Annotated in this window: 24 protein-coding genes; 17 read left to right on the forward strand and 7 right to left on the reverse strand. The window is 66.8% G+C overall.

Annotated elements, in window-relative coordinates; translation table 11 throughout:
* The 5 genes from HNP55_RS19360 to HNP55_RS19380 form a co-directional block, all read left to right on the forward strand.
* Positions 1–209: transposase (locus tag HNP55_RS19360; RefSeq protein WP_184303256.1), on the forward strand; the 209-nt coding region annotated here is incomplete at its 5' end.
* Between the two features lie 89 nt (positions 210–298).
* The gene (locus HNP55_RS19365; protein WP_184303258.1) at positions 299–661 is read left to right on the forward strand and encodes a hypothetical protein; all 363 of its coding nucleotides are present in this window, start codon (positions 299–301) and stop codon (positions 659–661) included.
* Positions 658–834 carry a hypothetical protein gene (locus tag HNP55_RS19370; protein ID WP_184303260.1) on the forward strand — a complete coding sequence of 59 codons (177 nt, stop codon included), beginning with the start codon at positions 658–660 and terminating at the stop codon, positions 832–834. Before HNP55_RS19365 ends, HNP55_RS19370 begins: the two co-directional genes overlap by 4 nt.
* A gap of 51 nt (positions 835–885) precedes the next feature.
* The gene (locus tag HNP55_RS19375) at positions 886–1,344 is read left to right on the forward strand and encodes a hypothetical protein (RefSeq protein WP_184303262.1); all 459 of its coding nucleotides are present in this window, start codon (positions 886–888) and stop codon (positions 1,342–1,344) included.
* The gene (locus HNP55_RS19380; protein WP_348648735.1) at positions 1,308–1,847 is read left to right on the forward strand and encodes a UPF0149 family protein; all 540 of its coding nucleotides are present in this window, start codon (positions 1,308–1,310) and stop codon (positions 1,845–1,847) included. The genes HNP55_RS19375 and HNP55_RS19380 overlap by 37 nt, the downstream gene beginning before the upstream one ends.
* Positions 1,848–1,861: 14 nt before the next feature.
* On the opposite strand, the gene HNP55_RS19385 is transcribed toward HNP55_RS19380, so the two are convergent.
* Entirely contained in the window at positions 1,862–2,542 is a 681-nt protein-coding gene (locus tag HNP55_RS19385) for an FMN-dependent NADH-azoreductase (protein ID WP_184303265.1), read from the reverse strand.
* 128 nt (positions 2,543–2,670) lie between these two features.
* On the opposite strand from HNP55_RS19385, the gene gcvA reads away from it, so the two are divergent.
* Positions 2,671–3,552 carry a transcriptional regulator GcvA gene (gene gcvA, locus HNP55_RS19390; RefSeq protein WP_184303267.1) on the forward strand — a complete coding sequence of 294 codons (882 nt, stop codon included), beginning with the start codon at positions 2,671–2,673 and terminating at the stop codon, positions 3,550–3,552.
* Between the two features lie 191 nt (positions 3,553–3,743).
* On the opposite strand, the gene HNP55_RS19395 is transcribed toward gcvA, so the two are convergent.
* From HNP55_RS19395 to HNP55_RS19405, 3 genes are read right to left on the reverse strand one after another with little or no spacing between them, the layout of a single operon-like run.
* Positions 3,744–5,204 carry a TolC family protein gene (locus HNP55_RS19395; protein WP_184303269.1) on the reverse strand — a complete coding sequence of 487 codons (1,461 nt, stop codon included), beginning with the start codon at positions 5,202–5,204 and terminating at the stop codon, positions 3,744–3,746.
* A gap of 18 nt (positions 5,205–5,222) precedes the next feature.
* Positions 5,223–8,288: an efflux RND transporter permease subunit gene (locus tag HNP55_RS19400; protein WP_184303272.1), complete on the reverse strand. Its 3,066-nt coding sequence runs from the start codon at positions 8,286–8,288 to the stop codon at positions 5,223–5,225.
* A 16-nt stretch (positions 8,289–8,304) separates the two neighbouring features.
* Entirely contained in the window at positions 8,305–9,426 is a 1,122-nt protein-coding gene (locus tag HNP55_RS19405) for an efflux RND transporter periplasmic adaptor subunit (RefSeq protein ID WP_184303274.1), read from the reverse strand.
* 306 nt (positions 9,427–9,732) lie between these two features.
* Between HNP55_RS19405 and HNP55_RS19410 the strand changes: the two genes are divergently transcribed.
* From HNP55_RS19410 to HNP55_RS19430, 5 genes are all read left to right on the forward strand, one after another.
* Positions 9,733–10,779: an AraC family transcriptional regulator gene (locus tag HNP55_RS19410; protein WP_184303277.1), complete on the forward strand. Its 1,047-nt coding sequence runs from the start codon at positions 9,733–9,735 to the stop codon at positions 10,777–10,779.
* A gap of 133 nt (positions 10,780–10,912) precedes the next feature.
* Positions 10,913–11,305: a LiaF transmembrane domain-containing protein gene (locus tag HNP55_RS19415; protein WP_184303280.1), complete on the forward strand. Its 393-nt coding sequence runs from the start codon at positions 10,913–10,915 to the stop codon at positions 11,303–11,305.
* Entirely contained in the window at positions 11,302–11,997 is a 696-nt protein-coding gene (locus HNP55_RS19420) for a LiaI-LiaF-like domain-containing protein (RefSeq protein WP_184303282.1), read from the forward strand. Before HNP55_RS19415 ends, HNP55_RS19420 begins: the two co-directional genes overlap by 4 nt.
* Positions 11,998–12,259: 262 nt before the next feature.
* Positions 12,260–13,000, forward strand: coding sequence for a hypothetical protein (locus tag HNP55_RS19425; protein ID WP_184303285.1), 741 nt, complete (start codon positions 12,260–12,262; stop codon positions 12,998–13,000).
* Positions 13,001–13,234: 234 nt separating this feature from the next.
* The gene (locus HNP55_RS19430; RefSeq protein ID WP_184303288.1) at positions 13,235–14,581 is read left to right on the forward strand and encodes a S1C family serine protease; all 1,347 of its coding nucleotides are present in this window, start codon (positions 13,235–13,237) and stop codon (positions 14,579–14,581) included.
* 88 nt (positions 14,582–14,669) lie between these two features.
* On the opposite strand, the gene HNP55_RS19435 is transcribed toward HNP55_RS19430, so the two are convergent.
* From HNP55_RS19435 to HNP55_RS19445, 3 genes are read right to left on the reverse strand one after another with little or no spacing between them, the layout of a single operon-like run.
* Positions 14,670–16,142 carry a peptide MFS transporter gene (locus tag HNP55_RS19435; RefSeq protein ID WP_184303289.1) on the reverse strand — a complete coding sequence of 491 codons (1,473 nt, stop codon included), beginning with the start codon at positions 16,140–16,142 and terminating at the stop codon, positions 14,670–14,672.
* Positions 16,139–16,729 (reverse strand): hypothetical protein, encoded by a 591-nt coding sequence (locus HNP55_RS19440; protein WP_184303292.1) that lies wholly within the window; start codon positions 16,727–16,729, stop codon positions 16,139–16,141. The genes HNP55_RS19435 and HNP55_RS19440 overlap by 4 nt, the downstream gene beginning before the upstream one ends.
* Complete coding sequence (locus tag HNP55_RS19445) at positions 16,726–17,367, reverse strand: MBL fold metallo-hydrolase (RefSeq protein ID WP_184303296.1); 642 nt, start codon at positions 17,365–17,367, stop codon at positions 16,726–16,728. The genes HNP55_RS19440 and HNP55_RS19445 overlap by 4 nt, the downstream gene beginning before the upstream one ends.
* A 612-nt stretch (positions 17,368–17,979) precedes the next feature.
* Between HNP55_RS19445 and HNP55_RS19450 the strand changes: the two genes are divergently transcribed.
* The 6 genes from HNP55_RS19450 (at position 17,980) to HNP55_RS19475 (ending at position 26,644) form a co-directional block, all read left to right on the forward strand.
* A complete protein-coding gene (locus tag HNP55_RS19450; RefSeq protein WP_184303299.1) occupies positions 17,980–19,038 on the forward strand; it encodes a YhcG family protein in 1,059 nt (352 codons plus the stop codon).
* Between the two features lie 162 nt (positions 19,039–19,200).
* Entirely contained in the window at positions 19,201–20,544 is a 1,344-nt protein-coding gene (locus HNP55_RS19455; protein ID WP_184303302.1) for an SWIM zinc finger domain-containing protein, read from the forward strand.
* Positions 20,541–22,109 carry a DUF5691 domain-containing protein gene (locus HNP55_RS19460; RefSeq protein ID WP_184303305.1) on the forward strand — a complete coding sequence of 523 codons (1,569 nt, stop codon included), beginning with the start codon at positions 20,541–20,543 and terminating at the stop codon, positions 22,107–22,109. Before HNP55_RS19455 ends, HNP55_RS19460 begins: the two co-directional genes overlap by 4 nt.
* A 10-nt stretch (positions 22,110–22,119) precedes the next feature.
* On the forward strand, positions 22,120–23,214 hold the full coding sequence (locus HNP55_RS19465; protein ID WP_184303308.1) for an ATP-binding protein: 1,095 nt from the start codon (positions 22,120–22,122) through the stop codon (positions 23,212–23,214).
* Positions 23,215–23,219: 5 nt separating this feature from the next.
* Complete coding sequence (locus HNP55_RS19470; protein WP_184303311.1) at positions 23,220–25,469, forward strand: DUF5682 family protein; 2,250 nt, start codon at positions 23,220–23,222, stop codon at positions 25,467–25,469.
* Positions 25,466–26,644 carry a VWA domain-containing protein gene (locus HNP55_RS19475; RefSeq protein WP_184303314.1) on the forward strand — a complete coding sequence of 393 codons (1,179 nt, stop codon included), beginning with the start codon at positions 25,466–25,468 and terminating at the stop codon, positions 26,642–26,644. The genes HNP55_RS19470 and HNP55_RS19475 overlap by 4 nt, the downstream gene beginning before the upstream one ends.
* The last annotated feature ends 66 nt before the right edge of the window (positions 26,645–26,710 follow it).

Genomic DNA, 26,710 nt, shown 5'->3' on the forward strand with positions numbered 1-26,710 from the left:
CCAACGCCATCGAGAGCGTGAACGCGCGGCTACGCAAGATCATCAAGACGCGCGGACACTTCCCCAGCGACGATGCGGCCACCAAGCTGATCTGGTTGGCCTTGAGAAACATCACCCAAGACTGGGGACGCCCAGGGCATAACTGGAAATCTGCGATGAACCAGTTCGCAATCCTCTACGAAGACCGATTCACGAAATCGAGCCCGTAAGATCCCCAGCCAGCTTCACGAAATCAGTGAAGGTTCAATGAGCCTCACACACGGAAATTCGGACAGCCCCGGGCTGGAACCTGCAGCGCATGCTGTCGAAGATCAACTACCGCATCCACACCGATGCTATCAAGGACACCTTGATCCCGCCCACCATCACCAAGGCGCAGGCAGGCCATGTGTACGCCAGCGAGGCCGACTTGCTGAATGTGGCGCTCTTTGGGCAAACCGCCAAACAGTGGCAAGACGCTCATCCCGACGCAGACGGCAACCAGCGCGACCACGCCACGCTGGAACAACTGGTGGTGCTGACCAACTTGGAAAGCCTCAACGCTGTTTTCATCCGCCAAGGCCTGCCCGCCCCGGAGCGCTTGTACAAGCTCAACGATATCGCCATCACGCAAATGCGCAGTTTGCTGAGCGATCACAACATCAAACGACTGGCGTCATGAGGAACGAGAATACAAAGCTGAATGAGGTGCGCTACTCGCGTCGGGTGGGGATGGCCGAGATCGACTTGCGCGCCACCAGTCGCGAATTTCTGGAAATTGAAAAGGCCATTGCAGCAGCCAAGCACAAGCACAAGGTCTTTTTGAAGGAGCTGGGTCTCAATCTGCTGCCATAAACCGGCGCCAAAGCCCAGATTGAGCTGCCAATTTTCCGAACAAGCTCCACCATGACCGACGACACCGAACTCATTCACTCCCCGTTGGAGCAAACCGTCAGCGGCGAAGGCCATGTCCTGCGCATTCTGATTTACCGTGGCCCGGACGAGCCCTGGGTTTTGGAGATCGAGGACGAGCAGGGCACTTCCACGGTGTGGCGCGAGCAGTTTGAGTCCGACCAGGCCGCGCTGGACACCGCTCTGTCGGCCATCGAAGAAAATGGCGTTCAAGGATTTGTGTCGAATGACCCGCAAGCGGCCGACGAAGGCGACCCCATGGCGCCCTTGACGGATGCGGAGCTGGAAGAGCTCGACCAGCTCTTGTTATACGAGGTCGATGCCGAAGACAGCATGACGCTGGGAATGCTGGACGGCTTTTGCACGCCCTGGCCATCGGGCCCGAGACCCTGCCGCCCAGCCGCTGGCTGCCCAAGGTGTGGGGGCAAGACACTGCCATGGCGCCAGCCATGAGCAGTGTGGAGGACCTCAACCATTTGCTCGGCTTGGTGATGCGCCATTTCAACAGCATCTTGTCGGGCTTTGAGGCGCAGCCACCGGTGGTGGCCCCGTTTTGGGAGATGCGCGTCACCGCGGCCGGCAAGTTTGAGGACGCTGAGGCTTGGGCTTATGGCTTTGGCGAGGGTGTCAAGCTCAACCGTTCGGCCTGGCAAGCCTTGCTGCAAGACCCCCAGGGTCGGCGCTGGTACCGGCCCATAGGCTTGCTGGGTGAAGACGGGTTCTCGGCCGACCAAGACGAGCTGACCGAGACCCCTGCACAGCGCCAAGCCCTGGCCGCCGAGATCGAAGACAGCTTGATCCGCATCCACGCTTTCTGGCTGCCGTTGCGCCAGGCCCTGCAAGAGTGCCATGTGGCCCAGCGCTTAAGCAGCAAGGTCCGTCGCAACGAACCTTGCCCCTGCGGCAGCGGCAAGAAGTTCAAGAAATGCTGCGGGGCGCCGGCGGAGTTGCAGTGAGAGGTGGAAACGGATTAGCCCGGCGTGGCCACCTGCAGCATGTCCACCAGCACATCCACGCGCTGTTCGGCGGCGGCGATGGACTGCGCCAGCCGCTCATCGGCGAACTCGTCGTATTCGATCGCGGCGCTGTGGAACTCGTCCACGCCCAGGTATTTGAAGGCGCTGGCGATGCTGCCTTCCACATGGTTCATGCCTGCCATATGGCCGCCCGCCTCGTAGCCGAAGTCACCGCGTGAGGACAGCAGCACGATGCGCTTGCCCTGCCCCTTGAGCATGGGCCAATAGGGCAGGCCGGGGCGGCTGCGGTCAAAGCCAAAGGTGCGGCCGACGCGGACGATATTGTCGATATAGGCCTTGAAGGGCGCGGGCGGGCCGAAGTTGTACATGGGCACGCCCAGCACCAGCAGGTCGGCTTGCAGCAACTCGTCGACCAGGGCATCGCTCTCGGCCAGCACCTGCTGCATCCAGTCTTCGCGTTGCGCCTGCGGGGTGAAGGCGGCATGCACCCAGGCGGCGCTGACGGGCGTGGGCGGCGCCACGCCGACGTCGCGATAGCTGCACCTGTCATGCGGTCTGGCCGCCATCCATCGGGTGACGAAGCGGTGGCTGAGGCGTCGGGTGTGTGAGCCATAGGGCTCGCTGCCGGAGCGGCCGGGTCTGGCGCTGGCGTCGATGTGCAGCAGATGGGTCAAGGCAAGGTGTCCTCAGGGTGGATGGATGAAAATGATTGGCGCCTGGAAGACGCAACAGGAATGTATTCATCGGGAACCATGCCGGCAAATGATGATATTTTTCCTGCTTTGCAATATTCAATTCATCTATGCAAACCAGAAAGCTGCCGCCTTTGGCGAGCTTGCGAGCGTTCGAGGCCACGGCCCGGCATATGAGCGCCAAGCGGGCGGCGCAGGAGCTGGCGGTCACGCCGACGGCGATCAGCCATCAGCTGCGCCAGCTGGAGGCCTGGCTGGAGCAGCCGCTGTTCATCCGCCAGCCGCGCCAGCTGATCTTGACGGAGGCGGGTCGGCAGCTGTTCGAGGCCTTGCGCCAGGGTTTTGATTTGATAGCTCAAGCCCTGGCCGAGCTGCGCGCCGCAAGGGCTAGGCCCATGCTCACCATCAGCACCACGCCCACGCTGGCGGCGCGCTGGCTGCTGCCGCGTTTCAAGCGCTTTCACGCCGACCATCCCGGCTACGACTTGAGGCTGCACAGCTCTTACGATGTCGTGCCTTTGGACGGGCGTGGCGCCGATGTGGCCATTCGTTATGGCAGCGGCGAGTGGCCGGGCATGGTGGCCGAGAAGCTGTTCGATGTCAGCTTTGCGCCGGTCTGCAGCCCCAGGCTGAATTTGCGCGAGCCGGCCGAGCTCTTGCATCACACGCTGCTGCACTACGAGTGGCAGGAGGGTGTGCCGTCCCCTGCGACCTGGCCGGCCTGGCGCAAGCTGGCCGGGCTGCGTGGCTTGAAGAGCAGCGCCGGGCCGGTGTTCTCCGACGAGAACCATGCGGTGGCGGCGGCCATTGCCGGGCATGGCGTGGCCTTGATCGATTCGGTCTCGATCGCCGCGGAGCTGAAAGCCGGCTTGCTGGTGCAGGCCTTCGGCCCCCACATGCCGGGCCTGGCCTATTACCTGGTCTACCCGGAGGCGCGCCGTGGCGAGGCGCTGATGGCGTCCTTGCTGCAGTGGCTGCGCGAGCCGGCCTGAGTCGCGTAGCGGCCCAAAACAAGCAACTCAGGACAGGGCTTTTGCCCTTGGACAGCGGCCCGGCAGGCCGAGGGTTCGTGGCTCGATCTCGATGGACAAGGACCTGGGCAAGACCCTCCATCCCGTCCCCACCCTGGGCCAGAGCAGGGGCATGGCTGCCGAGGTGACGCTTGCCTCCCGCTTGCATGCCCTCAGCCTGGCTGCCAAGCCCCCAAAGCCAAATGCACCTGCACAAAAGCTTGCAGGGCCTGCGCCTGTTGCTGCAGGCTGCGCCGCTGCGCGTCCAGGCGCTGCGCCTCCGAGCTTAGCGCTGCGAGCTGGGGTTCCAGGCCTAGCTTGTGGCGTTCGCGCGTGTAGCGCGCCGCCTCTGTCGCCGCGAGCTCGGCCGTTTGCGTTTCCTGCCAGGCGATCACCTGGGCGCGCCAGCCGCGCAGGGACGACTCGCCCTCGGCCAATGCTTGCAGCACGGTCTGCTCGAACTGGGCCCAGAGGCGTTCGCTACCGGCCTGGGCGGCAGCTTCACGAGCATGGCGTCGGCCAGCATCCAGCCAGTCCCATTGCAGCGTGGGGCCGGCGGCGTAGCGCAGGGCACCGGCCTGGCCCAGGTTTGAAAAGCCTTCATTGAGGCCTAGCGTGGCGGCCAAGCTCAGGCGCGGCAGGTGGGCACGCTCGGCCAGCACCTGCTGACCCAGACCGGCGCGCAGTGCGGCATCGGCCCGGGCGACTTGCGGCAGGCGCTGCAGCAGGCCCTCGCTGAGCTGCAAGCTGTGTTGCAGCGGCAAGATTGGCAGGGCCTGGGGCTGGCGCAGCGCGGCCAGTTCCAGGTCGAGGGCGGCCGGCGTTTGACCGCAAAGCAGGGCGATGGCGGCTAAGTTTTGCTGCAACTGAGCTTGCAGGCCGGCGTGCTCGGCAATGCGCAGGGCTTGTTCGCCTTCGGCGGCGCGCAGCTCGCGGGCATCGGCCAGTCCGGCCTTCACACGGGCTAGCAGCTGCTGACGTCGCACCTCGGCCAGCTCCAGCTGCTGTTGGCCCAGTGCCAGCCCTTGCTGGCTGGTGCGCATTTGCACATAACGGTTTACCAGCTCGGCCTGCAGCAAGGCTTGGGCTGCGTGCAGATCGGCTTGTGCCATGCCCAGTTCGCGCTCAGCCACGGCCTGGGCCGTGGCGACACGGCCGAACAGGTCCAGTTCCCAGCTCAGGCTTTGGCTGAGGCCGATCAACCGTTGTTCGGGTGGGCGTGGCAGCCCCTGGGCATAGGGGTCGACCTCGGGCAGGGAGGCGCGCGAAATCTGGGCCGAGAGACCCAGGCTGCCCTGCGGCCCGCCTTCGCGGTTGGCCAGGCCGGCCAGGGCCCGGGCTTGCTTCACGCTGGCCAGGGCGGCTTTGAGGTCGAGGTTGCGGGCTTGGGCTTGCTGCACCAGGGCGTCGAGCTGCGGGTCTTGCAGGGCCTGCCACCAGGCTGTCGTGGCTGAAGGTGCAGGCAATGCCTGCTGAGGCAACGGGGCCGCGGCCGGCAGCCGCGTGTCAAGCCGCGCTTGCAGCTCGGGCAATTGGCTGGGCGGGGCGACGGCGGCGCAGCCGCCCAGCGTCAACACTTGGGCCCAGAGCAGGGCCAGCGCAAGCAAAGAAGGGGAGGTTCGAGTGGGCAACATAGCAAGTAGTCCTTGGGTTCAGCGGGCGGCTGGGGCTTGGGGCGCCGGCACGCGGTAGAAGGCGGCATACAGGGCCGGGATCAGGCCCAGGGTGATCAGGGTGCCTAGCGCCAGCCCGCCCATCATGACGACGGCCAGGCTGGTCCAGACCGCGCCGCCGAAGAAGTACAGCGGCATCAAGCCCAGGATGCAGACCGCCTTGGTCATGACGATGGGGCGCAGGCGCTTGGAGGCCGCGTCTTCGATGGCGGCAGCGGGCTCCATGCCATTCGCAATGGCCTCGTCGATGGCGTCCAGCAGCAGCACCGCGTTGTTGACGATGATGCCGGCCAGGGCCAGCAGGCCGAGTGTGCCTACAAAGGTCAGGGTCGTGCCGCTCAGTTTGAGCGCAATCGCCGCGCCTATGCTGACGAAGGGAATGCTGGTCATCACGATCAGGCTTTTGCGCAGGCTCTCGAACTGCCAGACAAAGAGCAGGAACATGGCCACCACGCAGGTGGGCAAGAGGGCGGTGATGGCATGGTTGGCATTGGCGCCTTCCTCGATTTCGCCGCCCAGCTCAATCTGCACCAAGCCATCTTGTTGCAGGCGAGCCAGCTCGGGCTGCACCGCATCGGCCAGGCTTTGTGCTGTCCAGCGGGCGTGGTGGGCACTCAGGGTGATGACGCGCTTTTGGTCCACGCGCTGCAATACCGAGGGTTGCCCGGCCAACGCCACGCGGGCGACTTGGCCCAGCAGGACGCGGCCTTGTCCGTCAGCCCGCTCCAGCGGCGCGGCTTGCAACTGCTGCAGCCGTTCGCGTAACTCCAGCGGGCCGCGCACCAGCACGGGCAGCAAGGTATCGCCCTCGCGGAATTGCGTGACCGCCTCGCCCGAGAGCAGGCGCTCCAGGCTGTGCGCCACCTCGGCGCTGCTGATACCAGCGGCGGCCGCCTTGACCTGATCCACCTCCACAGCCACATGCAGGATCTGGCGCTCGGCGTCGCTGCGCACATCCACCATCTCGGGCAGGGCGTTCAGGGCCTGGCTCAGCTGCTCGGCGGCGGCGCGGTGCGAGTGGCCATCGCTGCTGCTGATGCGGAACTCGGCCATGCCCGACTCGGTCGAGCCCATGGAGAAGCGCTTGGGCTCGAAACGGACCTCGGGGAAGAGGGCGGGCAGCTCGCTGCGCAGGCGCTGCAGCGCTTGCTCATGCGTGAAGCCCGGCGCCAGGGTCAGCACGGCATAGGCGCGGTGGCTGGCCGGTGTAGGCGGGTTGAGCGCCAGGATGAAGCGAGGGCCACCGTCGCCCACATACACGGCCTGGCTTTGCAGCTCGGGGAAGCGCTTGCTGTCGCTCAAGGCCTGGCTGATGCCTTGGGCCGTGGCCAGGGTGGTGTTGCCGCTGGTGTCGGGCGCCAGCTCGATGGCCATCTGCAGCTGGCGGCGCTCGGAGGCCGGCATCAGCTCGGACGGTACATGGGCGAACAGCCAAGCCGCAGCGGCCAGCAAAGCCACCATGGTGCCGATGTACAGCGTTTTGTGGCCCAAGACCCAGCGCACCTTGCCGCGGTACCAGCCGGTCAGGGCCTCGACGGCGCGCGCCATGCGGCTCAGCTCGGCATGGTGCTGGGCAAAGCGTTGGCACAGCAGGGGCGTCACGGTCACCGCCAGCAGCAGGGACAGCAGCAGGGCAATCGCCATCACCAGGCCCAAGCTGCGCAGATACTCGCCGGTCTCGGTCTGGCTTAGCACCAGAGGCATAAAGGTCAGGATGATGGCCAGCGAGGACACCAGCAAGGGGATGAACATGGTGCGGCCGGCGGCGGCCGCGGCGCTGGCCCGATCCTCACCCAGCGCGAGGCGCCGCTCCATGTCCTCGGCCACGACGATGGCGTTGTCCACGAACAGGCCCAGGGCGATGATGATGGCGCCGATCGAGATGGTGTGCAGCTCGATGCCCAGCAGCTTCATCAGCACCAAGCTGCCCAGCACCGTGGTGGGCACGATGGCGCCGACGATCAAGCCGGTGCGCAGGCCCAGGAAGAGCACCACCACGCCCATGACGATGAGGGTCGTTTCCAGAAAGACCTGGCTGACCTGCTTGAGCTGTTTGGTGACGATCTGGGCCTGGTCGGTGATGGGCGCCAGGCTCATACCCGCTGGCAGCTGGGCTTGGATCTGTGCCACCTCGGCGCGCAGACGCTCGGCAAAGCTGATCACATTGAGGCCGCTGTCCATGGCCACAGCGATCACCGCGGCCGCCTGGCCATCGACAAAGGCGCCGGTGGAGGCAGGGTCCTGCGGCACGCGCTCGATGCGCGCCAGCTGGCTCAGCGGCAGCCAGCCTCCGCCGGGCAAGGCCACCGGTGTACGGCCCAGCTCGGCGATCTCCTGCGCGTCGCCGCTGACGCTCAAGCCCAGCTCGGCGCCGCCCACCTGGGCGCGGCCGGCCGGGGCCAGCACATTGCGCTCGGCCAGGGCTTTGGACAGTGCCGCGACCGACAGGCCCTTGGCCTGCAGGGCGGCGACGTTGGCGACCACCTGAACCTGCTCCTCGCGCAGGCCATGCAGGCTGACCCGGTCCACACCGTCCAGGCGGTAGAGCCGGTCGCGCAGCTGGCGGGCCTGCTCGCGCAGCTCGCCCGCGCTGTAGCCGGGGCCGGTCAGGCCCAGGGTCAGCATGGCGACGCGGCCAAACTCATCGTCCACCAGCGGGCCGGTGGCGCCTTGCGGCAGGCGCGGCTGAAGTTCAGCCATGCGCTTGCGCAGGCGCTGCCAAACGGCGGGCAGGGCCTGGGTGCTGACCTCGGGTTTGAGTTCCACGTAGGTGAAGACAAAGCCGGGCCGCACCGTGGTCTTGATGCGTTTGACCTCGGCGATGCTGCGAATCGCTTCTTCGGTGGGCTGAGCCACCAGCGACTCCATGCGTTCGGTGCTGGCGCCGGGTACCAGGCTCAGCACGGTGGCGTTGCGGATGGTGACTTGTGGTTCTTCGGTGGAGGGGAAATCCAGTGCCAGCCACAGGCCCGTCAGAACCAGAGCCAAGGCGGCGAGGAAAGCAAAACGCGGGCGCTTGAGTGCGTAGTCGGAAAGGCTGCTCATGATGGGCTCCGTCACTTCAGCGCAGGCTGCTGACGGGCTTGACGCGGGCGTCCGCCGCCAAGCTGTGGCCACCAGCCAGCACCACGCGTTCACCGGCTTTCAAGCCTGCCAGCACCTCGACTCGGTCACCCTGGGTGGCACCCAGGCGTACGTCCACGCGCTCCAGCGACTGGCCATCGGCCTTGAGGCGCAAGACCTGGGGATTGCTCTTGGCTCCCGGCCCCTCGACCGCGCGCAGCGGCACCCAGACAGGGCCGTTTGCAGCGGCCGGACCTTGTTGCAGGCGTATGGACAAGGTGTCGCCGACGCGGGCCTGCGCAGGCAGCTCGAACACCGCACGGCGTGCACCGCCGGCCTCCTGGCGCGCCGACAGGCGCAGCAAGCGGCTATCCAACTCGCCCTCGGGTGTCAGCAAGGCAGCGCGCTGCCCCACGTTCAAACCCTTCAGGTTTGGGGGCAGCAAGGCCCAGAGTTCGCGCCCGGCGCCGTCCATGGTGATCACCGCCAGGCCCGACCCCACCGTCTGGCCAACTTCTAGCTGGCGAGCTGCGATCACACCATCAAAGGGCGCACGCAGCTCAGCCTGGACCCGGTTCCAAGCCGTGTTCTCGCGCTGCGACTGGGCGGCGGCCAGGGCGGCCTCGGCCATGCGCAAGTCGGCTTGAACGGCGCTCCATTCGGCCTCGCTGGCGGCCTGCTGCTCGCGTGCGGCCTGCAGGCGCTGATGCCTGCGGCGGGCCTCATCCAAACCGGCTTGCAGGCGCTGGATCTCGGCTTGCGCGGCGCCCAGCTGGGCTTGCGTCGGCGCCAGATCCAAGCTGGCCAGCAACTGGCCGCGTTTGACCGCATCGCCAGGCTCCACCAAAACCTGGCGCACCAGGCCGGGCAGGGCAAAGGCTAGCTCTGCACGCTGGCGGGCGCGCACCTCGCCGATGAACTCCGGCCCCTGGCTGGAGGACGATTGGGCGTCAGCGACCAGCACGGGCCGAGTTGGCGCGGCCGGGCTGGCCTTGCCCACGTCGGCCTGCTGGCTGCAAGCTGCCAAGCCCGTGCCGAGCAAAGCCAGCAAGGCCAAGCGTAGGCCGGGTGTGATGATGGAACTTGGGGTGCGCGAGGCGCTGTTTGGGTGATGTGACATGGCGGCGTAGCTTCGAGTTGGGTATCTGCCTAAATGGTCAGTTAGGCGCAATCGGACGCCCCGAACTCTAGTAAATTCGCTGCTCTTTTTGGGGGACAATTTCGGTCAAATATGGGGCAGTTTCGGACAAAGAAAGCGAGTGCATAGGCGACCGACTTCTGCCTGCATTTGCGACGTTTTTATGAAAACATCAAACGCATAGTCCGTTTGGATTCGGCTTTGATTGAGCTTGTCACGGTGGTACAAAACCGGCCAAGCTTGAGAAAATATCTGTATCGTCATCTGGCTCGTTTCTCGCCTACCGTCATGAAGCAAAGCCCCCCCGTCCCCGAGCCCGATTCACATGCCGACCCGCGCAGCCAGGCCAATCTGGTGCCCTCGGTCGCGCGGGTGCTGCTGGCCTTGGCGGAGGAAAGAGGCCTGTCCATGGAGCGCCTGTGCCGTGGCCTGGGCATCACGCCGCAGACCCTGGTCGAGGAAGATGTGCTGGTTTCACACCAGCAGACCCGGGCCCTGATCCAGCGGGTGCAGCGCGAACTGAACGAGCCCGCGCTAGGCATGGCCGTGGGCGCCCGCCAGACGCCCATCGCCTGGGGCCTGGCCGGCTTGGCCATGCTCAGTTGCGAAACCTTGGGCGAGGCGGTCAGCTACGGCCTGGAGCGCCAGGCCCTCATTGGCTCCATGACCTCCTACCTGATCAGCCTTGACGGTGAGCGCCTCTTGGTCAGCTCAACGCCTCACAATTTCGACCAAGAGATCGAGAGCTTTTTGGTGGAAGAGTCATTCGCCGGCGTGGTGGCGATGGTGCGAGCCATGGTGGGGGTGAGTTTCAAGCCCTTGCAGGTGGACTTCGCCTATGCCTGCCCGGCGCAGCCGCGCCTGTATGAGCGCTTCTTCCGCTGCCCGGTTCGCTTCAACGCCGACGAGCACCGCATGACGGTGGATGCCCAATGGCTGCGGATGAGGCTGCCGGGTTACGACAGGCTCAGCAGCGAAGTGGTGCGCAAGCAGCTCAATCGATTGCTGCCAGCCCCCATCGGCCAAGACGACCTCTTGGCTTCGGTGGTCAGCCGCATCCGCTATGGCCTGCGGGACCGGCCCTCGCAACGCGGCTTGGCGGCGCAGGTCAATATCAGCGAACGCACCTTGCGGCGTCGCCTGGTGGCACAGAACGCTGGCTACCGTGAACTGCGCGAAACGGCCTGCTACGAGCGGGCGCGCGACCTGCTGATCAACACCGAACTCAGCATCGCTGAGGTCGCTCAGGCCTTGGGCTACACCGACGCGCGTTCCTTCCGGCGGGCCTTCAAGCGCTGGTCGGGTGAGCTGCCCACGGCTTTTCGCAAACCTTGAAGCGAGGCAGGGCCAACATCTGTCGGTCTTTGCTGTCGTTCACACCTCCCGCCTGTCCGTTCGTCAAATAGATTTCGACAGTGCCGCGGCCCTCGCTTATCGTGGCGGGCATCACAAAAACGAGCGCAAGCCCATGTCGATAAAACCACCCCGCAAGGGCCGCCCCCAGGATCATGTTTTCGCCGGCCTGTGCCTGATCGTCATCGGCCTTGTGGCCCTGCTGGAGCAAAGAGGCTATCACCTGATCGCCTGGCTCTGGGCCCATTGGCCTTTGGCGCTCGGCGCCGTCGGCCTGGTGCGATTGGTAACGGCGCGTGATCTGAACCAGGTCGGCAGCGGCGTCTTGATCCTGCTGCTCTCGGCCTGGCTCTATGCCTGCGAGATGGCTTATCTGGGCATGGACTACTACAACAGCTGGCCCGTCCTGCTGGTCGGCCTGGGTCTGTGGAAATTGGTGTTGGGCGCCTTGAGCCTGCGCCAGGAAAACACCGTGGAAGTGACAGTGCCGGAGCAGAAGCAGCCATGAAACGAGCACAAGATTCAAAGCAGCAGCTCCTGTTCGGCCTGGTGCTGACGCTGCTGGGCCTGGCCTTTTTGCTGGACAACTTCCACGTCTTCGATGTGCGCCGCGTCCTGCCTTTCTGGCCCCTGATCCTGATCGCCCTGGGCGCGCTCAAGCTCAGCCAGGATGCCGACGCGCGTGGCCGTGGCATCGGTTTTGCCCTGATCGCCGTGGGCAGCTTGCTGACCCTGCGCCATCTGGGCATCTTCGACTTCCGCTGGCGCGATTTCTGGCCTCTGCTGCTGATTGGCGCCGGCGTGCTTGTGATGTTCCGCGGCCGCCTGGCCTGGGAGCAGAGCGGCGGCGCCGCGACGGTGGAGCTGCTGGAGGAAGACCGGGTGCAGATCAGCACCGTCTTGAGTGGCAACCAGTCCAAGCTCAGCAGCCCGCGCTTCGCCGGCGGCGAGATCAAGGTGGTGATGGGTGAAACCCTGCTGGACCTGCGCCAGGCCTCCATCGAGGGTCCGGCCCAGCTCAATATCCTGGTCGTGATGGGCTCGGTCAAGCTGCTGTTGCCGCCGGACTGGAGCGTCAGCGTGAAAGGCAAGCCCTTGTTGTCCGAGATCAGCGACAAGACCACGCCGCCGCTGATGAGCAGCAAACAGTTGCTGATTCAGGCCGAGCTGGTGCTGGGCGGTCTGGACTTACGCAACTAAGCGCGGCTCGCAAAACTCTCCTGGCGTCGTTACGCCGTCTCGCCGTAGCAGCTGTACTGTCTTCGACGGCGTGCCTAGCCAGGACCACTGCGCTGAGTTGTGTTCGCCGCTCTACGCCCGACCCTGGGCAAGCCGATCACCAGCCCCGGCGACGCCAAGACCTGAGGGTAAGGCCGATAGATGGGCATATTCACCATGCCCGTCAACCTACCGGCCTGGCTTGAAGTTAGCAGCTCTGTCGCTACAACTCTTCAGGCCATCCATGACCCAGCCAATCAGCTTTCTTCGGCCGTCGGCAACACCTCGGCGCAGCGGCCCCAGCCGCCTCGCGGTGCTGCTGCCCAGCCTGATGTTGGCCGCCTGCGCCCTGCCACCCAGCTCGCGCATGGCGGCGCCGGCCGATATTGCGCCTCAGGCCTTGGTGCTGGATGTGGCCCATCGCAGCCGGGCCACCGGCTTGCTGATCGACGAGTCCTTCGAGCTAGGCCCTTATCGCATCGGCAAGGTCAAACGTGGCCTGAGCAGCAATAGCAGCTGGGGTATCGACAAGGTTTCCTCCGCCCAAGGCAGTGAACACTTCAGCTACGGCTTTCAAGGCCAGCAGGAATGGCAGGGCCACTGCGAGCTGCGTTCCAAAGGCCTGTACCTCCAGCTCAAGCAGGGCCGCCTTGAAGACGAAAAATCCCAGCTGCAATGCAGCTGCCAGAGTGCAGCGGAGCAGGTGCAGTTGAAGCTGGACGATGAATGGCGTCCCCTGCAAGGCGAGATGGTGCTGGGCCAAACTCGCTACGCCATGCGGCAATACCTGTGGGGCAATAGCGATGGCGGCCTGCGTTCGCCCGCCGTGGGCTACCGGGTCGAGCAGATGGGGGGTCAAAAAGGCGTGGCCGCCGTCGAGGTGCTTTACCCGGGCCGCGTTTGGCAACTGCACAGCCTGCCCAAGGAACAGGGGGAGCCCATGGCCTGCTTGCTCAGCGGGCTGATGATTTACGGCTCCAGATGAGGCCCGGCCACCGGCGGACTCGGAACTTGTCCGTCGGTGGCCGGGGCGCGGAAGGCAGGGCGTTTTGAATGCTGGCAAGGCACAGACTCTCGGTGGATAAGCGCGGCCAACGGCACACAGCGCAGCGCTCCTGGCCAGACTCGTCCAGCGGGGCTGCTCGGCTGGCATAACATGCGGCCTCGCATGTCCGGCCAGCGGAGGAGCTGGCGGGCGCTGACACCAGGAGATTTCCCTATGACGACGATTCCAGGCGCCTTGAATCAGCTTGCGCTTTCATCCGCTCGCCGGCCCCGCTGGGCGGCCCTGTCTCTGGCGGCCGGCCTGACCGGCTGGGCCTTGAATGCCGTTGCAGATATCCCGCCGCCGCCCAAGTTCAGCCAAGCCGAGGCACGCTCGGTCAAGGGTGAGGACTTGAAGTCCACGGTCTCGGTGGAGAAGATCAAGATAGGCATTCTGCAGGGCGATGAGCTGGGGCATTCCCGTTTTGGCTGGTTCTGTGTCAATGAGCAGCCCATGGTGGTGAATGAGGCCTTTTTGAATAACTATGGTGCGCTGATCACCAGCGTTACCACGCAAGAGCTCAAGCGCCTCGGTTATCCGCTGGCCGGTGCTGGCAAGTCCAATGCCTTTGATACCGATATTGCCGCGGCACCCGACTTCCGCCTGGGTGGCATCGTCAAGGAGGCCAAGTTCGAGATCTGCTCGCTCAATGGCACGGCAGAGGGCTGGATTCAGTTCAAGATCGATTGGGCCCTGTACTCGGAGCGCCTGCAAAAAGTCGTCTATCAGGCCAGCGCAGAGGGCTTGGGCCAGAGCAAGGACAAGATCACGGATCTGGGCAAGCGGGCCATGATTTCCTCGCTTAGCAATTTCGTCGCCGCGCCCGAGTTCCTGCAGGCACTCAAGGCCGGCAAGCCGGCCGAAGTGTCGGCCGATGGGGCGGCGTCAGCCTCAGCCTCCGCTGCCTCATCCGCCCAAGGGGCGGCCGCGTCGCCCAATCTGTTGACGCTCAAGGGTGGGGCCCTGGCCCCGGGGGGCGCCTTGAAGAACCAGACGGCGCTGCGTGCGGCCGTCGTCACGCTGGAGACGCCCTCGGGCAGCGGCAGCGGTTTCTATATCGACCGGGAAGGCTATTTGCTGACCAATGTGCATGTGGTCAAGGGGGCCAAGTTCGTCAAGGTCAAGATGCAGAACGGCGACAAGCTGGTGGCCCAGGTGCTCAAGCTCAATGAGCGCAGCGATGTCGCCTTGCTGAAGACGCCTGCCGTGGAACTGGAACCTTTGAATCTGCGTGCCACGGCGCTGGATGTGGGAGAGGACGTGTTCGCCATCGGCTCGCCCTTGGGCGTGCTGACCAATTCCATGACCCGCGGCGTGCTCAGCGCCGATCGCAGCTTGCAAGGCCGGCGCGTCCTGCAAAGCGATGCCGCCGTCACTTTTGGCAGCAGCGGCGGTCCCTTGCTTGATGCTGAAGGCCGTGTCATCGCCATCACCCAAGGCGGGGTGGACGCTGGCAAGGGCTTCAACTTTTTCATTCCTATCCAAGAGGCTTTGCGCAGCCTGGAGTTGAGCGTCAAGTAGGGCGAGGTCTCGTCACCGCGGCGGCAAAGCGGTTGCCGCCGCGGAAGTCCCGCCTGGCCCCGCCGCCCTGTATACGGCCTCTGCTGCTTCAAACCGGTTCTTGCTTCGGCTCGCCAATCAGGCGCCGCAGCCTCGGCACCAGCACGATCAGCAGCACGCCCACCAGCACGCTGCCCAGGCCTAACTGGGTGAACAAGCTGGCATAGGCCGGGTTGCTGACCAGGGCGCTGCCGCCCTCGGGCTGGGCCACGCTGCCGGAGAAATCGGCGGCGAAGAGCGAGGCCAGGCCGGTCACCAGCATCCAGCTGCCCATCATCACGCCCTGGTATTGGCGCGGCGCCAGGCGGCCAATCATGGCGTAGCCCACCGGCGAGATCAGCAGCTCGCCCAGGGCCTGCAGCACATAGCTGGTGAACAGCCAGCTGAAGGCCACCTTGCCCTGGCCATCGGCCAGCGCAATGCCCAGCGGCAGGACCAGAAAGCCCAGGCCCATCAGCAGCAGCGAGGCGGCAAACTGCTGTGGCACATCGACCGGCCAGCCGCGCTCACGCAGGCGCGCGAACCAGGCCGCCAGCAGCGGGCCGCCCAGCACGATCACCACGGTATTGATGTTCTGCACCCATTGCGGCGCGATGGTCACGCCCCATAACTCCAGCTTCACATTGCCCACGGCAAACAGCTGCAGGCCGCTGGGCGCCATCTGGTAGAGCGACCAGAACATCAGCGAACCCAGGGTCAGGATCAGATAAGCCCACATGCGCTTGCGCTCGGCCAGATCCTTGTGGCGCAGCGTCAGCACGACCAAGGCCAGGGCTACGCCGGCCGACACGGCCTTGACCAGATACTCCGTGCCCTGCGGGTTTTGCAGCAAGAACCACAGCAGCGGCACCAAGCCCAGCAGGATCGCCATGCCCACGGCCAGACGCAGCAAGAACTCGCGCCGGCTGGCTTGCAGCAGCGGCGTGTTGATGTCCGCCAGCACCCGCCAGTAAAACAGGGCCAGCACGATCGCCACCGCATTGCCCAGAGTGGCGAACCAGAACAGCTCGGTGTACCGCTGCGTCAGCTGGTAATGGCCGGCCACGGTGAAGCCGACGAAAAAGCCGATATTCATGCCCGCGTAATTCCACAGGAAGGCGGCCTCGCGCCGGTTGTCCTCGGGGGCAAAGCGCTGGGTCAGCATCATGTTCAAGCAGGTGACGTTGAGCCCGCTGCCGGTCAGGAACAAGGCCAGGCCCCAGAGCAACGCTTCGGTCGTGCCGGCCGTCATGGTTGCGCAGCCCAGCAGTTGCAAGACCATGCCGCCCACAAAAAGATTGCGGTTGCTCAAAAACCGCCCGCCCAGATAACCGCCAAACAGATGCAGGCCGTAGTTGAAGGCGCCAAACACGCCCATGATCAGGGTCGCCTTCTCGGCGCTGAATTTCAGATGCCCGGTGGCATACAGCACCAGGCTGGAATACAGCACCGCAAAACCCAGGGTGGCGAAGATCTGGATGAAGAACAGCACGCCCGCCCCGGGCGGGATGGCGGCCAGCCGGGCTGAAAAAGAGAGGCTCATGGGGATCTTGCTGTGGTGGTTGGGGGCGAGATATTAGCCCCAGGCACGCTGGCACAGTCCGCCACGCCCTGGCGGTCGACCGCCAGGCGGAACTTCAGGCCTTTCGGCAGGGCGCGCCATTGCGCCAGGGGCAGGGCGCAGACCCAGGCCTGGCCGCTGGCGGCCTGCAGCTCCAGCTCGTAAACCTCATGCCGCTTGCCCAGGCGCTGCGGGCTCAGCTCATCGCTGCCTTGCTTGAGGATGGGTTGGGGCCAGCGCGGCGGTTCCGGGTCCAGCCCCGCCTGCCGGGCCTGCCACAGCGCGCGCCAGGTGGGCAGAGTGTAACGGCAATGCTCGGCGGGCTGGCTGCGCCGGCCTGCCGGGTCGGCCAGCAGGCGCCGGCTCTGCACTTGCGCGCCGGCGGGCAGCTCATCGCACCAGGCCGAGCCCAGCTCGGCAATCTGGCGCTCCACTTCAATCTCCAGCCGCCAGCTCTTGCGCAGCAACTCCACCTCCACCCCGCGCGGGCCGAACAGGCGCCAGGCCATGGCCGCAAAGCCCAGCAGACAAGCCGTGGCCAGGGCCACACGCAGCCAGGCGATTTTCATGTGCCGCGCACATAGGGGTTGCTGCGCCGCTCCTGGCCAAAACTGCTCTCGGGGCCATGGCCGGGGATGAAGACCGTTTCATCCCCCATGGGCCAAAGCCTCTCGGTGATGGAGCGGATCAGCGTGGCATGGTCGCCGCCCGGGAAGTCCGTGCGGCCTATGCTGCCGGCAAACAGCACATCGCCTACAAAAGCGCGCTGGATGGCGGCGGAGTGGAACACCACATGGCCGGGTGTATGACCCGGGCAGTGGCGCACGCTCAGGGTCTGACGGCCGATTTCAACGGTATCCCCATCGGCCAGCCAGCGCGTCGGCGTGAAGCTCTCGGCCGCAGGGAAGCCAAACATCTGGCTCTGCTTGGCCAGCCCATCAATCCAGAACTGGTCACCCGGGTGCGGCCCGATGATGGGCAAGCCCTGCTCCCGCGCCAACTGTCCGGCGCCGCCGGCATGGTCGATGTGCGCATGGGTCAGCCAGATGGCCTTGAGGCTCAGGTCTTGCGCCTTTACCGCGGACAGCAGCTTGGGCAGCTCGCCACCGGGGTCGATCAGCGCCGCGTCCCGCGTTTCATCGCACCAGAGCAGGGAGCAGTTTTGCTGGAAGGGGGTGACGGGGAGGGTGAGGTAGTGGAGGGGCATGGGGGCATTTGAAAACAGAGAGTCGAACTTGATTGTTCTTCGGAATGATGTCTTTGTTGGCCTCAGTTTTCGACATGAACGACCTGCTGCTGACGAAGCGTGCTTATCGCCTACCTACCAAGCTCCAATGATTGCGGGAGCTTTCAGTGATCTTGCCCTCGGATTCCGTATCCCATCACCGCTCGGTCATGGGATACGGAATCCGAGGGCAAGATCAGACTTGGTAGATGCGCTGATAGTCTGCCAAAGAGAGAAGATGTCGCTTGGTCACGGAATATCACCTGTCGATTGAGGGAATGTCTTCCCCGTCAGTCATGTGAGGATGGTCGGGGGCTAAGTTCCGCATTGTTCCGTAGGTGGTGTGCTGTTGATGTCAGATCAGGTTGACTTGGCCTGCGGCACACAAGCCCAGGACGATATGCGCGCTGGCGCCGGGCGCGGCGTCGGTCAAGGTGGCGCAGGGTTTGATTGTGCCGGCCATATAGCCGCCGTTCAGAATAGACCAGCGTTGATCGCGTGCAGCGAGATGCGGGAGTAGCATCCGTTCCCGAAATAACGCCAGTCCATTCCCATCGCTGCCCTTGTCCCGCCCATGGATGCCCGAGAACCCGCATGAGTAGCAAGCCAAAGAAAGCCCCCGCCTCCGTGCACGCGCAACTCGAATCCGCCACGCTGCAGCCTCTGCTTGCCGAGCTTGGCGCGCTGATCCGTCTGGGCCGGCAGCAGGCACTGCGGGTGGTGGATCAGGTGCAGGTGCAGACTTGCTGGGAACTGGGCCGGCATATCGTGGAGTTTGAGCAAGGCGGCGAGGCGAGGGCGGCTTATGGTCAGCGCTTGCTGCCGCTCTTGGCCGACGGCTTGATGGCCGAGTTTGGTAAGGGTTTTGACGCCACGAATTTGCGTCATATGCGGGGTTTCTTCTTGGCTTTCCCAATTCGCGACGCACTGCGTCGCGAATTGAGCTGGACGCATTACCGTAGCCTGCTCAAGCTGGAAAGCACCAGCGCCCGCGACTGGTATATGAACGAGGCCGCCAGCCAAAACTGGAGCACCCGCGCGCTGGAGCGGCAGATTGGCACGCTTTACTACGAGCGCCTGTTGTTGAGCCAGGACCGTGCGGCCGTGGAGCACGAGGCGCGGGTGAATTTGCAGACCGAGGCGCAGGCGAGCAGCCCGCGCGCTTTTGTGCGTGACCCCGTGTTGCTGGAGTTCCTGGGCCTGCCGCAGGCCGGGGCGCTGCTGGAGAGCGAGCTGGAGCAGGCGTTTATCAATCAGTTGCAGGGCTTTTTGCTGGAACTGGGCAAGGGCTTTGCCTTTGTGGCGCGCCAGCAGCGACTCAGCACCGAGAGCAAGGATTTTTATGTGGACCTGGTGTTCTACAACTATCTGCTCAAATGCTTTGTTATTTTCGATCTCAAGCGTGGTGAGCTGACGCACCAGGACATCGGGCAGATGGACATGTATGTGCGCATGTATGACGAGCTCAAGCGCGGGCCGGACGACGGGCCCACGGTAGGCATCATCCTGTGCGCGCAGAAGGATGCGTCCGTGGTGCGCTACTCGATGCTGCAGGGCCACGAGCAGCTGTTTGCCAGCAAGTACAAGCTGGTGCTGCCCAGCGAAGAAGAGTTGCGCGCGGAGTTGGACCGCGAGCGTGGCTTGCTGGCCTAAGAACGTGTTTGCGACCCCATTGGGATCGCAAACACGTTCTAAGAGGATGCCGACGCTGCCGAAGCCCCCCCCTTTTTGCCCCTAAACTCCCTCCCCAAACACCTGCCCACCAGCCCCGCTGGAAGGGCCATGAAAAACATCTCGGGGAGGAAGCTTCAGCCCATGCTGAGCGATGAAGCATCGATATGCGCGCTGGCGCCTGATCCGGCCTCGGTCAAGGCGGCGCGAGGCCTGGTGGCGCCGGCTAAATGGCCGCTGCTGGGCCAGGACTCGCGGGCCGTCTGGGGGGAATGCCAGGGCAGCGGCGCCAAGCCCTACCAAACCCAGGTGGACTTGAGCGGCCCGGCCTTCCGCTGCAGCTGCCCCAGCCGCAAATTCCCCTGCAAGCATGGCCTGGCCTTGTTGCTGATGCGTGCGCAGGACGCCGCGCTGTTCGCTGCCAGCGAGGCGCCGGCCTGGGTCGGCGAATGGCTGGCCACGCGCAGCGAGAAGGCGCAGAAAAAAGAAGAGAAGGCGGCCGAGAAGGCCGCCATGCCCGTGGACCCGCAGGCCGCCGCCGACCGCCAGGCCCAGCGCGAGGCGCAGCGTTGGCAGCGTGTCACGGCCGCCGCGGCCGAGCTGCAGCGTTGGCTGGCCGATCAGCTGGCGCGAGGCCTGGGCAGCCTGAACCCGGAAGTGATCAAGAGCTGGCACACCATGGCCGCGCGCCTGGTGGACGCCCAGGCCCCCGGCCTGGGCCAGCGTGTGCGCGAGGCGGCCCAGGGCCTGCACGCGGGCGAGGACTGGCCCGAGCGCAGCCTGCAGCGCCTGGGCCTGCTGCAACTCGCCTGTGAAGCCCTGGCCCGCCGTGAGACCTTGAGCGCCGAGTTGCAGGCCGATCTGCGCAGCCTGGTGGGCTGGCCGCATGACAAGGCCGAGCTGCAGGAGACCGGCGAGAAACTGGCCGACCAATGGACCGTGCTGGGCCAGCTCACCGAAGAGCGCGAGGACAAGCTGAGCGAAAGGCGCGTGTGGCTGCAGGGCGCGGCCAGCGGCCGGCGCGCCTGCCTGCTGGACCATGTGTTTGCCGGCAAGGGCTTTGAGCAGGTCTGGCCCACGGGCGCCGTGCTGCAAGCCACCCTGGTGTTTTTTCCCGGCGCGGCGGGCCTGCGTGCCTTGGCCCTGGACAGCCAGGCCTTGGAGCAGGCCGCGCACTGGCCCAGCGCGACGCTGGCCGAGGAATGGCAGCAACTGGCCCTGCGCAGCGCCCGCAGCCCGTGGTTGAATCTGCACCCCTTGCTGCTCAGCGAAGCGCTGCTGTTGAACCGGGGCGAGGCCACCCTGGCCGTGGCCGGCGGGCAAAGCCTGGTGCTGGATCTGGGCGAGGCCGAGCGCTGGCGCCTGCTCGCCGTCACCGGCGGCCAGGCCGTGCAGCTGATGGGCGAGTGGGACGGCCGGCGGCTGCGCCCACTCACGGCCTGGGCGGGGCAGGGCGCCCCGGTGCTTTGGCAAAGGAGCTTGGCATGAGTGCTGCGACCGGTATCTGGGCGCCCCTGCTGCCCGTGGCCATGGTGGGCAGCGAGCGCCATGCGGCCGCACTGCCCAGCTGGCCCGGCGCGGTGGGCGCGCTGCTGGCTCAATCTACCGCGGCGGCGCCCGATGCGGCCACGGCCGTGCTGCGTGCCTGCGCGGTGCTGGCGGCCTGCAGCCAGGCGGGCGCGCAGGGCGCGGCCTGGGCGGGCGAACTGCCCGCGCCCTGTGCGGCCGACCCCCTGCCCGAGCCGCGGCACCCCGGGCTCTGCGCCCAGATGGCCTGGGCCTGGCAAGAGGGGCCGGCGCGTTTGCAGCATGAGTTGTGTGGGCTGCTGGCCCGCGCCGGCCAGCGCCTGCCGGCCGAGCAACTGCCGGCCGCCCTGGAGCAGGGCCGCCGCTCCCTGGCCCTGCGGCCCTGGCTGCCGCCGGTGCTGGGCACGCGCGGCCTGTGGCTGGCCGCGCAGCATGACGATTGGCGTTATGCCGCCGGCGTGGCGGCCGAGGCCGCCGATGAGACCCGCTGGACCGAGGGCAGCGCCGAGCAGCGCCTGGCCTTGCTGGCGCGGGAGCGCGCGCAAGACCCGGCGGCGGCCCGCGAGCGCCTGCGCCTCGCCCTGCCCGAGCTGGGGGCCAAGGAGCGGGCCGAGCTGCTGGGGACGCTGAGCCTGAACCTGGGCGATGCCGATGCCGAGCTGCTCGACGGCCTGCGCGCCGATCGCAGCCGCGAGGTGCGCCAGCAGGCCTTGGGCCTGCTGCTGTGCCTGCCCGCGGCCGCCCACCCCAGCCGGGCCGCACAGCGCATGGCCTTGCTGCTGCGCCAGGAGCGCGCGCTGCTGCTCAAGCGCTGGGTCTTGCATGCCCCCGAGGCGGTCGGCGAAGACTGGAAGGCCGACAACCTCGAAGCCACGCGCCCCCAGCATGAATCGCTGGGCGAGCGCGCCTGGTGGCTTTACCAACTGGTGCGCCAGGTGCCGCTGGGCTGGTGGCAGCAGCACACCCAGATGGCGCCCAAGGATTTGCTGCAATGGGCCGCCGCCAGCGATTGGGCCGAGGCCTTGCTGCGCGGCTGGCGCGATGTGCTGTTTGCCGCGCCCGCTGCCGCCGCGGTGCCCGACTGGTGCCGCGCGCTGCTGAGCGCCTGGCCGGCGCAAGGCCTGCGCGACGAGAGCAGCGCCGTGCTGGCCCTGCTGCCCTTGGCCGAGCGCGAGCAGCATTGGCAGCGCCAGCTGGCCGGCACGAATCTGGGGCTGTCTACGCTGCTGAGCCAGGTGCTGGCCGCCCTGCCTTTGCAGGGTCAGCTGTCGCAGGAGTTCTCGCTGGCCGTGGCCGACAAGCTGCTGCGCCGCCCGCTGCAGACGCCGGACGCCGCCCTGCGCGATGACTATCTGCTGCGCAGTCTTTTGCCCGATCTGTGCTGCGCCCTGCATCCGGCCGCGTTGGCTCGCCTGGAGCCCTTGCCGCGCAGCGAGGACGAAACCGCCAGCCTCGCCAACACCTTGCACAGCGCCACGCAGGTCATCGCCACCCGGCGCGCCCTGCATGCCTCTTTTCCTAACTGAGACCGACCCCATGAACACGCCCAATGCCACCCCCGTGATGCGCCAGCACGCGGAAGTGCAGTACGCCGAGGAACTGGCCGAGCTGCGCAAGATCGACACGCGGCCCCGGCCCGAGAACTGGCAGCTCTCGCCCTGGGCCGTGCTGCGCTATCTGATGGGCGGCACGCTGGACAATGGCTTTGAGATCAGCCCCAAATACATCGGCAGCGCGCGCCTGATGGAGATCGCCGTGGCCACCCTGGCCACCGACCGCGCCCTGCTGCTCTACGGCGTGCCGGGCACGGCCAAGTCCTGGGTGTCCGAACATCTGGCCGCGGCCATCAGCGGCAACTCCACCTTGCTCATCCAGGGCACGGCCGGCACCAGCGAAGAGCAGCTGCGCTACGGCTGGAACTATGCCCAGCTGCTGGCCCATGGCCCCTCCGACAAGGCCCTGGTGCCCAGCCCGCTGATGCAGGCCATGCGCATGGGGCGCATCGCCCGCGTCGAAGAACTCACCCGCATTCCCGCCGATGTGCAGGACAGCCTGATCACCGTGCTGTCCGAGAAGACTCTGCCCATCCCCGAGCTGGGCAGCGAGGTGCAGGCGGTGCGCGGCTTCAGCGTCATCGCCACCGCCAACAACCGGGACAAGGGCGTGAACGAGCTCTCCTCCGCGCTCAAGCGCCGCTTCAACACCGTGGTGCTGCCGGTGCCCGCCAGCGAGGCCGAGGAGGTGGCCATCGTCGTCAAGCGCGTGGCCGAGATGGGCCAGGCCCTGCAACTGCCCGCCGAACCACCGGCGCTGAAGGAGGTGCGGCGCATCGTGCAGATCTTCCGCGAGCTGCGCAATGGCAAGACCGAGGACGGCAAGACCCAGCTCAAATCGCCCAGCTCCACGCTCTCCACCGCCGAGGCCATCTCGGTGATCAATAGCGGCATGGCCCTGGCCGGCCATTTTGGCGACGGCGTGCTGAGGCCCCAGGATATGGCCGCCGGCCTGATCGGCGCGGTGGTGAAAGACCCGGTGCAGGACCAGCTGGCGTGGAGCGAGTACCTGGAAACCGTGGTGAAGGAGCGCAGCGACTGGAAGGACCTGTACCGCGCCTTCCGCGAGCTGAACTGAGCCCCATGACGGTTCGCTACTTCGGCATACGCCACCATGGGCCGGGCTGCGCGCGCAGCCTGCTGCGGGCGCTGCAAGACTTCGCGCCCGAGCTGGTGCTGGTGGAGGGGCCGCCCGAGGGCGAGGCCTTGCTGCCCTTTGTGCTGGCCCCCGGGATGCGGCCGCCGGTGGCCTTGCTCAGCCACTGCCCGGATGAGAGCCGGCTGGCCGTCTACCACCCCTTTGCCGAGTTCTCGCCCGAGTGGCAGGCGCTGCGTTGGGCCGCGCAACAGGGCGTGCCCCTGCGCTTCATCGACCTGCCCCTGGTGCACGGCCTGGCGCTGGAGAAGGCGCGGCGCGAGGCCGAGCTTGAAGCCGCAGAGGCGAGCGAAGACGCCGCTGCACCCCAGGCTTCCGACCCGCTGGACTGGCTGGCCCATGCCGCCGGCTATGCCGACGGCGAGGCCTGGTGGAACCACCGGGTGGAGGAAGGCAGCGACGGCGAAGACCTGTTCGCCGCCATCAACGAGGCCATGTGCGCGCTGCGCGCCGAGTGGAGCGAAACCCGCCGCGGCGAGCACGCGCAGCGCCGTGAAGCGCTGCGCGAGGCCTTTATGCGCCAATGCGTGCGCGCGGCCCAGAAGGAAGGCCATGCCCGCATCGCCGTGGTCTGCGGCGCCTGGCATCTGGGCGGCCTGCAGGGGCCGGCCACGGCCAAGGCCGATGCCGCCCTGCTCAAGGGCCTGCCCAAGCTCAAGGTGCAGAGCACCTGGGTGCCCTGGACCTACCGCCATCTGGCCGCCGCCAGCGGCTACGGTGCCGGCGTGCAGGCCCCCGGCTGGTACGAACATCTGTGGCAATGCGGCCAGAGCGGCGCGCCGCGCAGCGTGGGCTGGCTGAGCCGGGTGGCCCGGCTGATGCGGGAGCGTGATCTCGACTGCTCCAGCGCCCATCTGATCGAGGCCGCGCGCCTGGCCGACGCCCTGGCCGCCCTGCGCGAGCGGCCGGCCCCGGGCCTGGAGGAACTGCACGAGGCCTGCCGCACGGTGCTGACCCTGGGCGACGAAACCGTGCTGCGCTTCATCCACACCGAGCTGGTGGTGGGCGACCGCCTGGGGGCCGTGCCCTCCGATGTGCCCACCGTGCCTTTGCAGCGTGACCTGGAGCAGGCCCAGAAAAGCCTGCGCCTCAAGCCCGAGGCCACGCAGAAGACCCTGGACCTGGACCTGCGCAATGCCAATGACCTGGCCCGCAGCCAGTTGCTGCACCGGCTGAACCTGCTGGGCCTTGACTGGGGCAGCCTGGCCAAGGTGGGGCGCAGCAGCCGTGGCACCTTCCACGAGCTGTGGACGCTGCAATGGCAGCCCGAATATGCGCTGGCGCTGATCGAAGCCAGCCAGTGGGGCCAGACCGTGGCCCAGGCGGCCAGCGCCCGCGTGCTGGACCGCTGCGCCCGGGCCGAAGGGTTGGAGGAACTCTCGGCCCTGGTCGACCAGGTGCTGCTGGCCCAATTGCCCGAGGCCACGGCCGCCGCTGCGGCCGCCCTGGAAGCCCGGGCCGCGCTGACCGGCGACACCCCGCAGCTGCTGGCCGCCCTGGCGCCGCTGGCCAATGTGTACCGCTACGGCAATGTGCGCCAGACCGACGCGGCCCTGGTGGGCCATGTGCTGGACAGCCTGATCCTGCGCGCCGCCATCAGCCTGCCGCTGGCCTGCAGCGCGCTGGATGACGCCGCCGCCGATGCCCTGCGCAAGCTGCTGCTGGGCGCCCATGCCGCCGTGGGCCTGCGCGAGGGCGAGGCCCAGACCCGCAGCTGGCAGCAGGCCCTGGCCCAGCTGGGCCGGAGCCGGGCCGCCCACCAACTGCTGCAGGGCGTGGCCACGCGCCTGCTGCTGGACGCCGGTGTGTGGGCCAGCGAGGAGGTGGCCCAGGCCATCGCCCTGCAACTCTCCAGCGGCGCCGAACCGGCCCGGGCGGCGGCCTGGCTGGATGGATTCTTGAACCGCAATGCCGTGGTGCTGCTGCACGATGCCAAGGTCTGGCGGCTGGTGGACGACTGGTTGGCCGGGCTGAGCGAGGCGCATTTCGTCAGCGTGCTGCCCCTGGTGCGCCGCAGCTTCGCCGCCTTCGAGGCCGGCGAGCGCCGTGACCTGGCCCAGCGCGCCGCCCAAGGTGGGCAGCCGCAGGCCCCGATCGCCATCGCGCCCGCATGGGACGAGGCCCGTGCCGCGCTGGCCCTGCCGCTGTTGCGCCAATTGCTGGGAGTCAATGCATGAACGAAGCGTCGAACGATGCCGAACGCCTGCGCCGCTGGCGCCTGGTGTTAGGCAGCGAGGCCGAGACGGCCTGTGGCAGCCTGGTGGGTGCCCAGGCCGAGATGGACCAAGCCCTCACCGCCCTTTACGAGGCCGACGGCCCGGGCGGCCTCAAGTCCGGCCAGCGGCGCGGCGGGCGTGGTGGCTCCGCACCGGGCGTGGCGCGCTGGCTGGGCGATATCCGCAAATACTTCCCCAGCTCGGTGGTGCAGGTGATGCAGCACGATGCGCTGCAGCGCCTGGACATGCGCGACCTGCTGCTGCAGCCCGAGATGCTGGCTGCGGTGCAGCCCGATGTGCATCTGGTGGCCAATCTGATGGCCTTGTCGGGGGTGATACCGGCCGGCACCAAGGCAACCGCGCGCCTGGTCGTGCGCAAGGTGGTGGACGAGTTGATGCAGCGCCTGGACGAGCCGCTGCGCTCGGCCGTTAGCGGCGCGCTCGACCGCAGCCAGCGCAATCGCCGCCCCCGTCATGCCGAGATCGACTGGCACCGCACACTGCGCGCCAACCTCAGGCATTGGCAGCCCGAGTACCGTACCGTCGTGCCGCAGACCCTGCTGGGCTATGGCCGCAAGGCCCGCAAGCCGCAGCGCGAGGTGGTGTTGTGCATAGACCAGAGCGGCTCCATGGCCAACTCGGTCGTGTACGCCAGCATCTTCGGCGCCGTGATGGCCAGCCTGCCGGCGGTGGCCACCCGGCTGGTGCTGTTTGACACCGCCGTGGTCGATATGAGCGAGCAGCTCGAGGACCCGGTGGAGCTGCTGTTCGGCGTGCAGCTGGGCGGTGGCACCGACATCAACGGCGCCGTGGGCTATTGCCAGAGCCTGATCCGCGAGCCGCGCAACAGCATCCTCGTGCTCATCTCCGATCTGTACGAGGGCGGTGTCGAGGACAACCTGCTGCGCCGCGCCGCCGAGCTGGTGGAATCGGGCGTGCAGTTCATCACCTTGCTGGCGCTCAGCGATGAAGGTGCGCCGGCCTATGACCGTGGCCTGGCCACCAAGCTGGCCGCGCTGGGTGTGCCGTCCTTTGCCTGCACGCCCGACGCCTTCCCGGGCCTGATGGCCGCCGCCATCCGCCGCGACGATGTGGCGGTTTGGGCGGCGGCGCAGTCGCTGGTGACGAGCCGTTGAGATGGTGGCCCGGCTCAATCCCGCCGCGGCAGCATTCTCGGACAGCGTCGGCCCTTGGCAGCCCTG

Origin of the sequence: Roseateles oligotrophus, assembly GCF_014204525.1 — a bacterium.
In the GTDB taxonomy this organism is placed as follows: domain Bacteria; phylum Pseudomonadota; class Gammaproteobacteria; order Burkholderiales; family Burkholderiaceae_C; genus Paucibacter_A; species Paucibacter_A oligotrophus_A.

Bases quoted from the DNA above. Each gene is read 5' to 3' on its own strand.
- HNP55_RS19415 (WP_184303280.1), top strand. From the start codon at position 10,913: ATGTCGATAAAACCACCCCGCAAGGGCCGCCCCCAGGATCATGTTTTC.
- HNP55_RS19455 (WP_184303302.1), top strand. From the start codon at position 19,201: ATGCTGAGCGATGAAGCATCGATATGCGCGCTGGCGCCTGATCCGGCC.
- HNP55_RS19430 (WP_184303288.1), top strand. From the start codon at position 13,235: ATGACGACGATTCCAGGCGCCTTGAATCAGCTTGCGCTTTCATCCGCT.
- HNP55_RS19375 (WP_184303262.1), top strand. From the start codon at position 886: ATGACCGACGACACCGAACTCATTCACTCCCCGTTGGAGCAAACCGTC.
- HNP55_RS19475 (WP_184303314.1), top strand. From the start codon at position 25,466: ATGAACGAAGCGTCGAACGATGCCGAACGCCTGCGCCGCTGGCGCCTG.
- HNP55_RS19420 (WP_184303282.1), top strand. From the start codon at position 11,302: ATGAAACGAGCACAAGATTCAAAGCAGCAGCTCCTGTTCGGCCTGGTG.
- HNP55_RS19450 (WP_184303299.1), top strand. From the start codon at position 17,980: ATGAGTAGCAAGCCAAAGAAAGCCCCCGCCTCCGTGCACGCGCAACTC.
- HNP55_RS19400 (WP_184303272.1), bottom strand. From the start codon at position 8,288: ATGAGCAGCCTTTCCGACTACGCACTCAAGCGCCCGCGTTTTGCTTTC.
- HNP55_RS19410 (WP_184303277.1), top strand. From the start codon at position 9,733: ATGAAGCAAAGCCCCCCCGTCCCCGAGCCCGATTCACATGCCGACCCG.
- HNP55_RS19470 (WP_184303311.1), top strand. From the start codon at position 23,220: ATGACGGTTCGCTACTTCGGCATACGCCACCATGGGCCGGGCTGCGCG.
- HNP55_RS19365 (WP_184303258.1), top strand. From the start codon at position 299: ATGCTGTCGAAGATCAACTACCGCATCCACACCGATGCTATCAAGGAC.
- HNP55_RS19395 (WP_184303269.1), bottom strand. From the start codon at position 5,204: ATGTTGCCCACTCGAACCTCCCCTTCTTTGCTTGCGCTGGCCCTGCTC.
- HNP55_RS19370 (WP_184303260.1), top strand. From the start codon at position 658: ATGAGGAACGAGAATACAAAGCTGAATGAGGTGCGCTACTCGCGTCGG.
- HNP55_RS19435 (WP_184303289.1), bottom strand. From the start codon at position 16,142: ATGAGCCTCTCTTTTTCAGCCCGGCTGGCCGCCATCCCGCCCGGGGCG.
- HNP55_RS19445 (WP_184303296.1), bottom strand. From the start codon at position 17,367: ATGCCCCTCCACTACCTCACCCTCCCCGTCACCCCCTTCCAGCAAAAC.
- HNP55_RS19440 (WP_184303292.1), bottom strand. From the start codon at position 16,729: ATGAAAATCGCCTGGCTGCGTGTGGCCCTGGCCACGGCTTGTCTGCTG.
- HNP55_RS19425 (WP_184303285.1), top strand. From the start codon at position 12,260: ATGACCCAGCCAATCAGCTTTCTTCGGCCGTCGGCAACACCTCGGCGC.
- gcvA (WP_184303267.1), top strand. From the start codon at position 2,671: ATGCAAACCAGAAAGCTGCCGCCTTTGGCGAGCTTGCGAGCGTTCGAG.
- HNP55_RS19465 (WP_184303308.1), top strand. From the start codon at position 22,120: ATGAACACGCCCAATGCCACCCCCGTGATGCGCCAGCACGCGGAAGTG.
- HNP55_RS19460 (WP_184303305.1), top strand. From the start codon at position 20,541: ATGAGTGCTGCGACCGGTATCTGGGCGCCCCTGCTGCCCGTGGCCATG.
- HNP55_RS19405 (WP_184303274.1), bottom strand. From the start codon at position 9,426: ATGTCACATCACCCAAACAGCGCCTCGCGCACCCCAAGTTCCATCATC.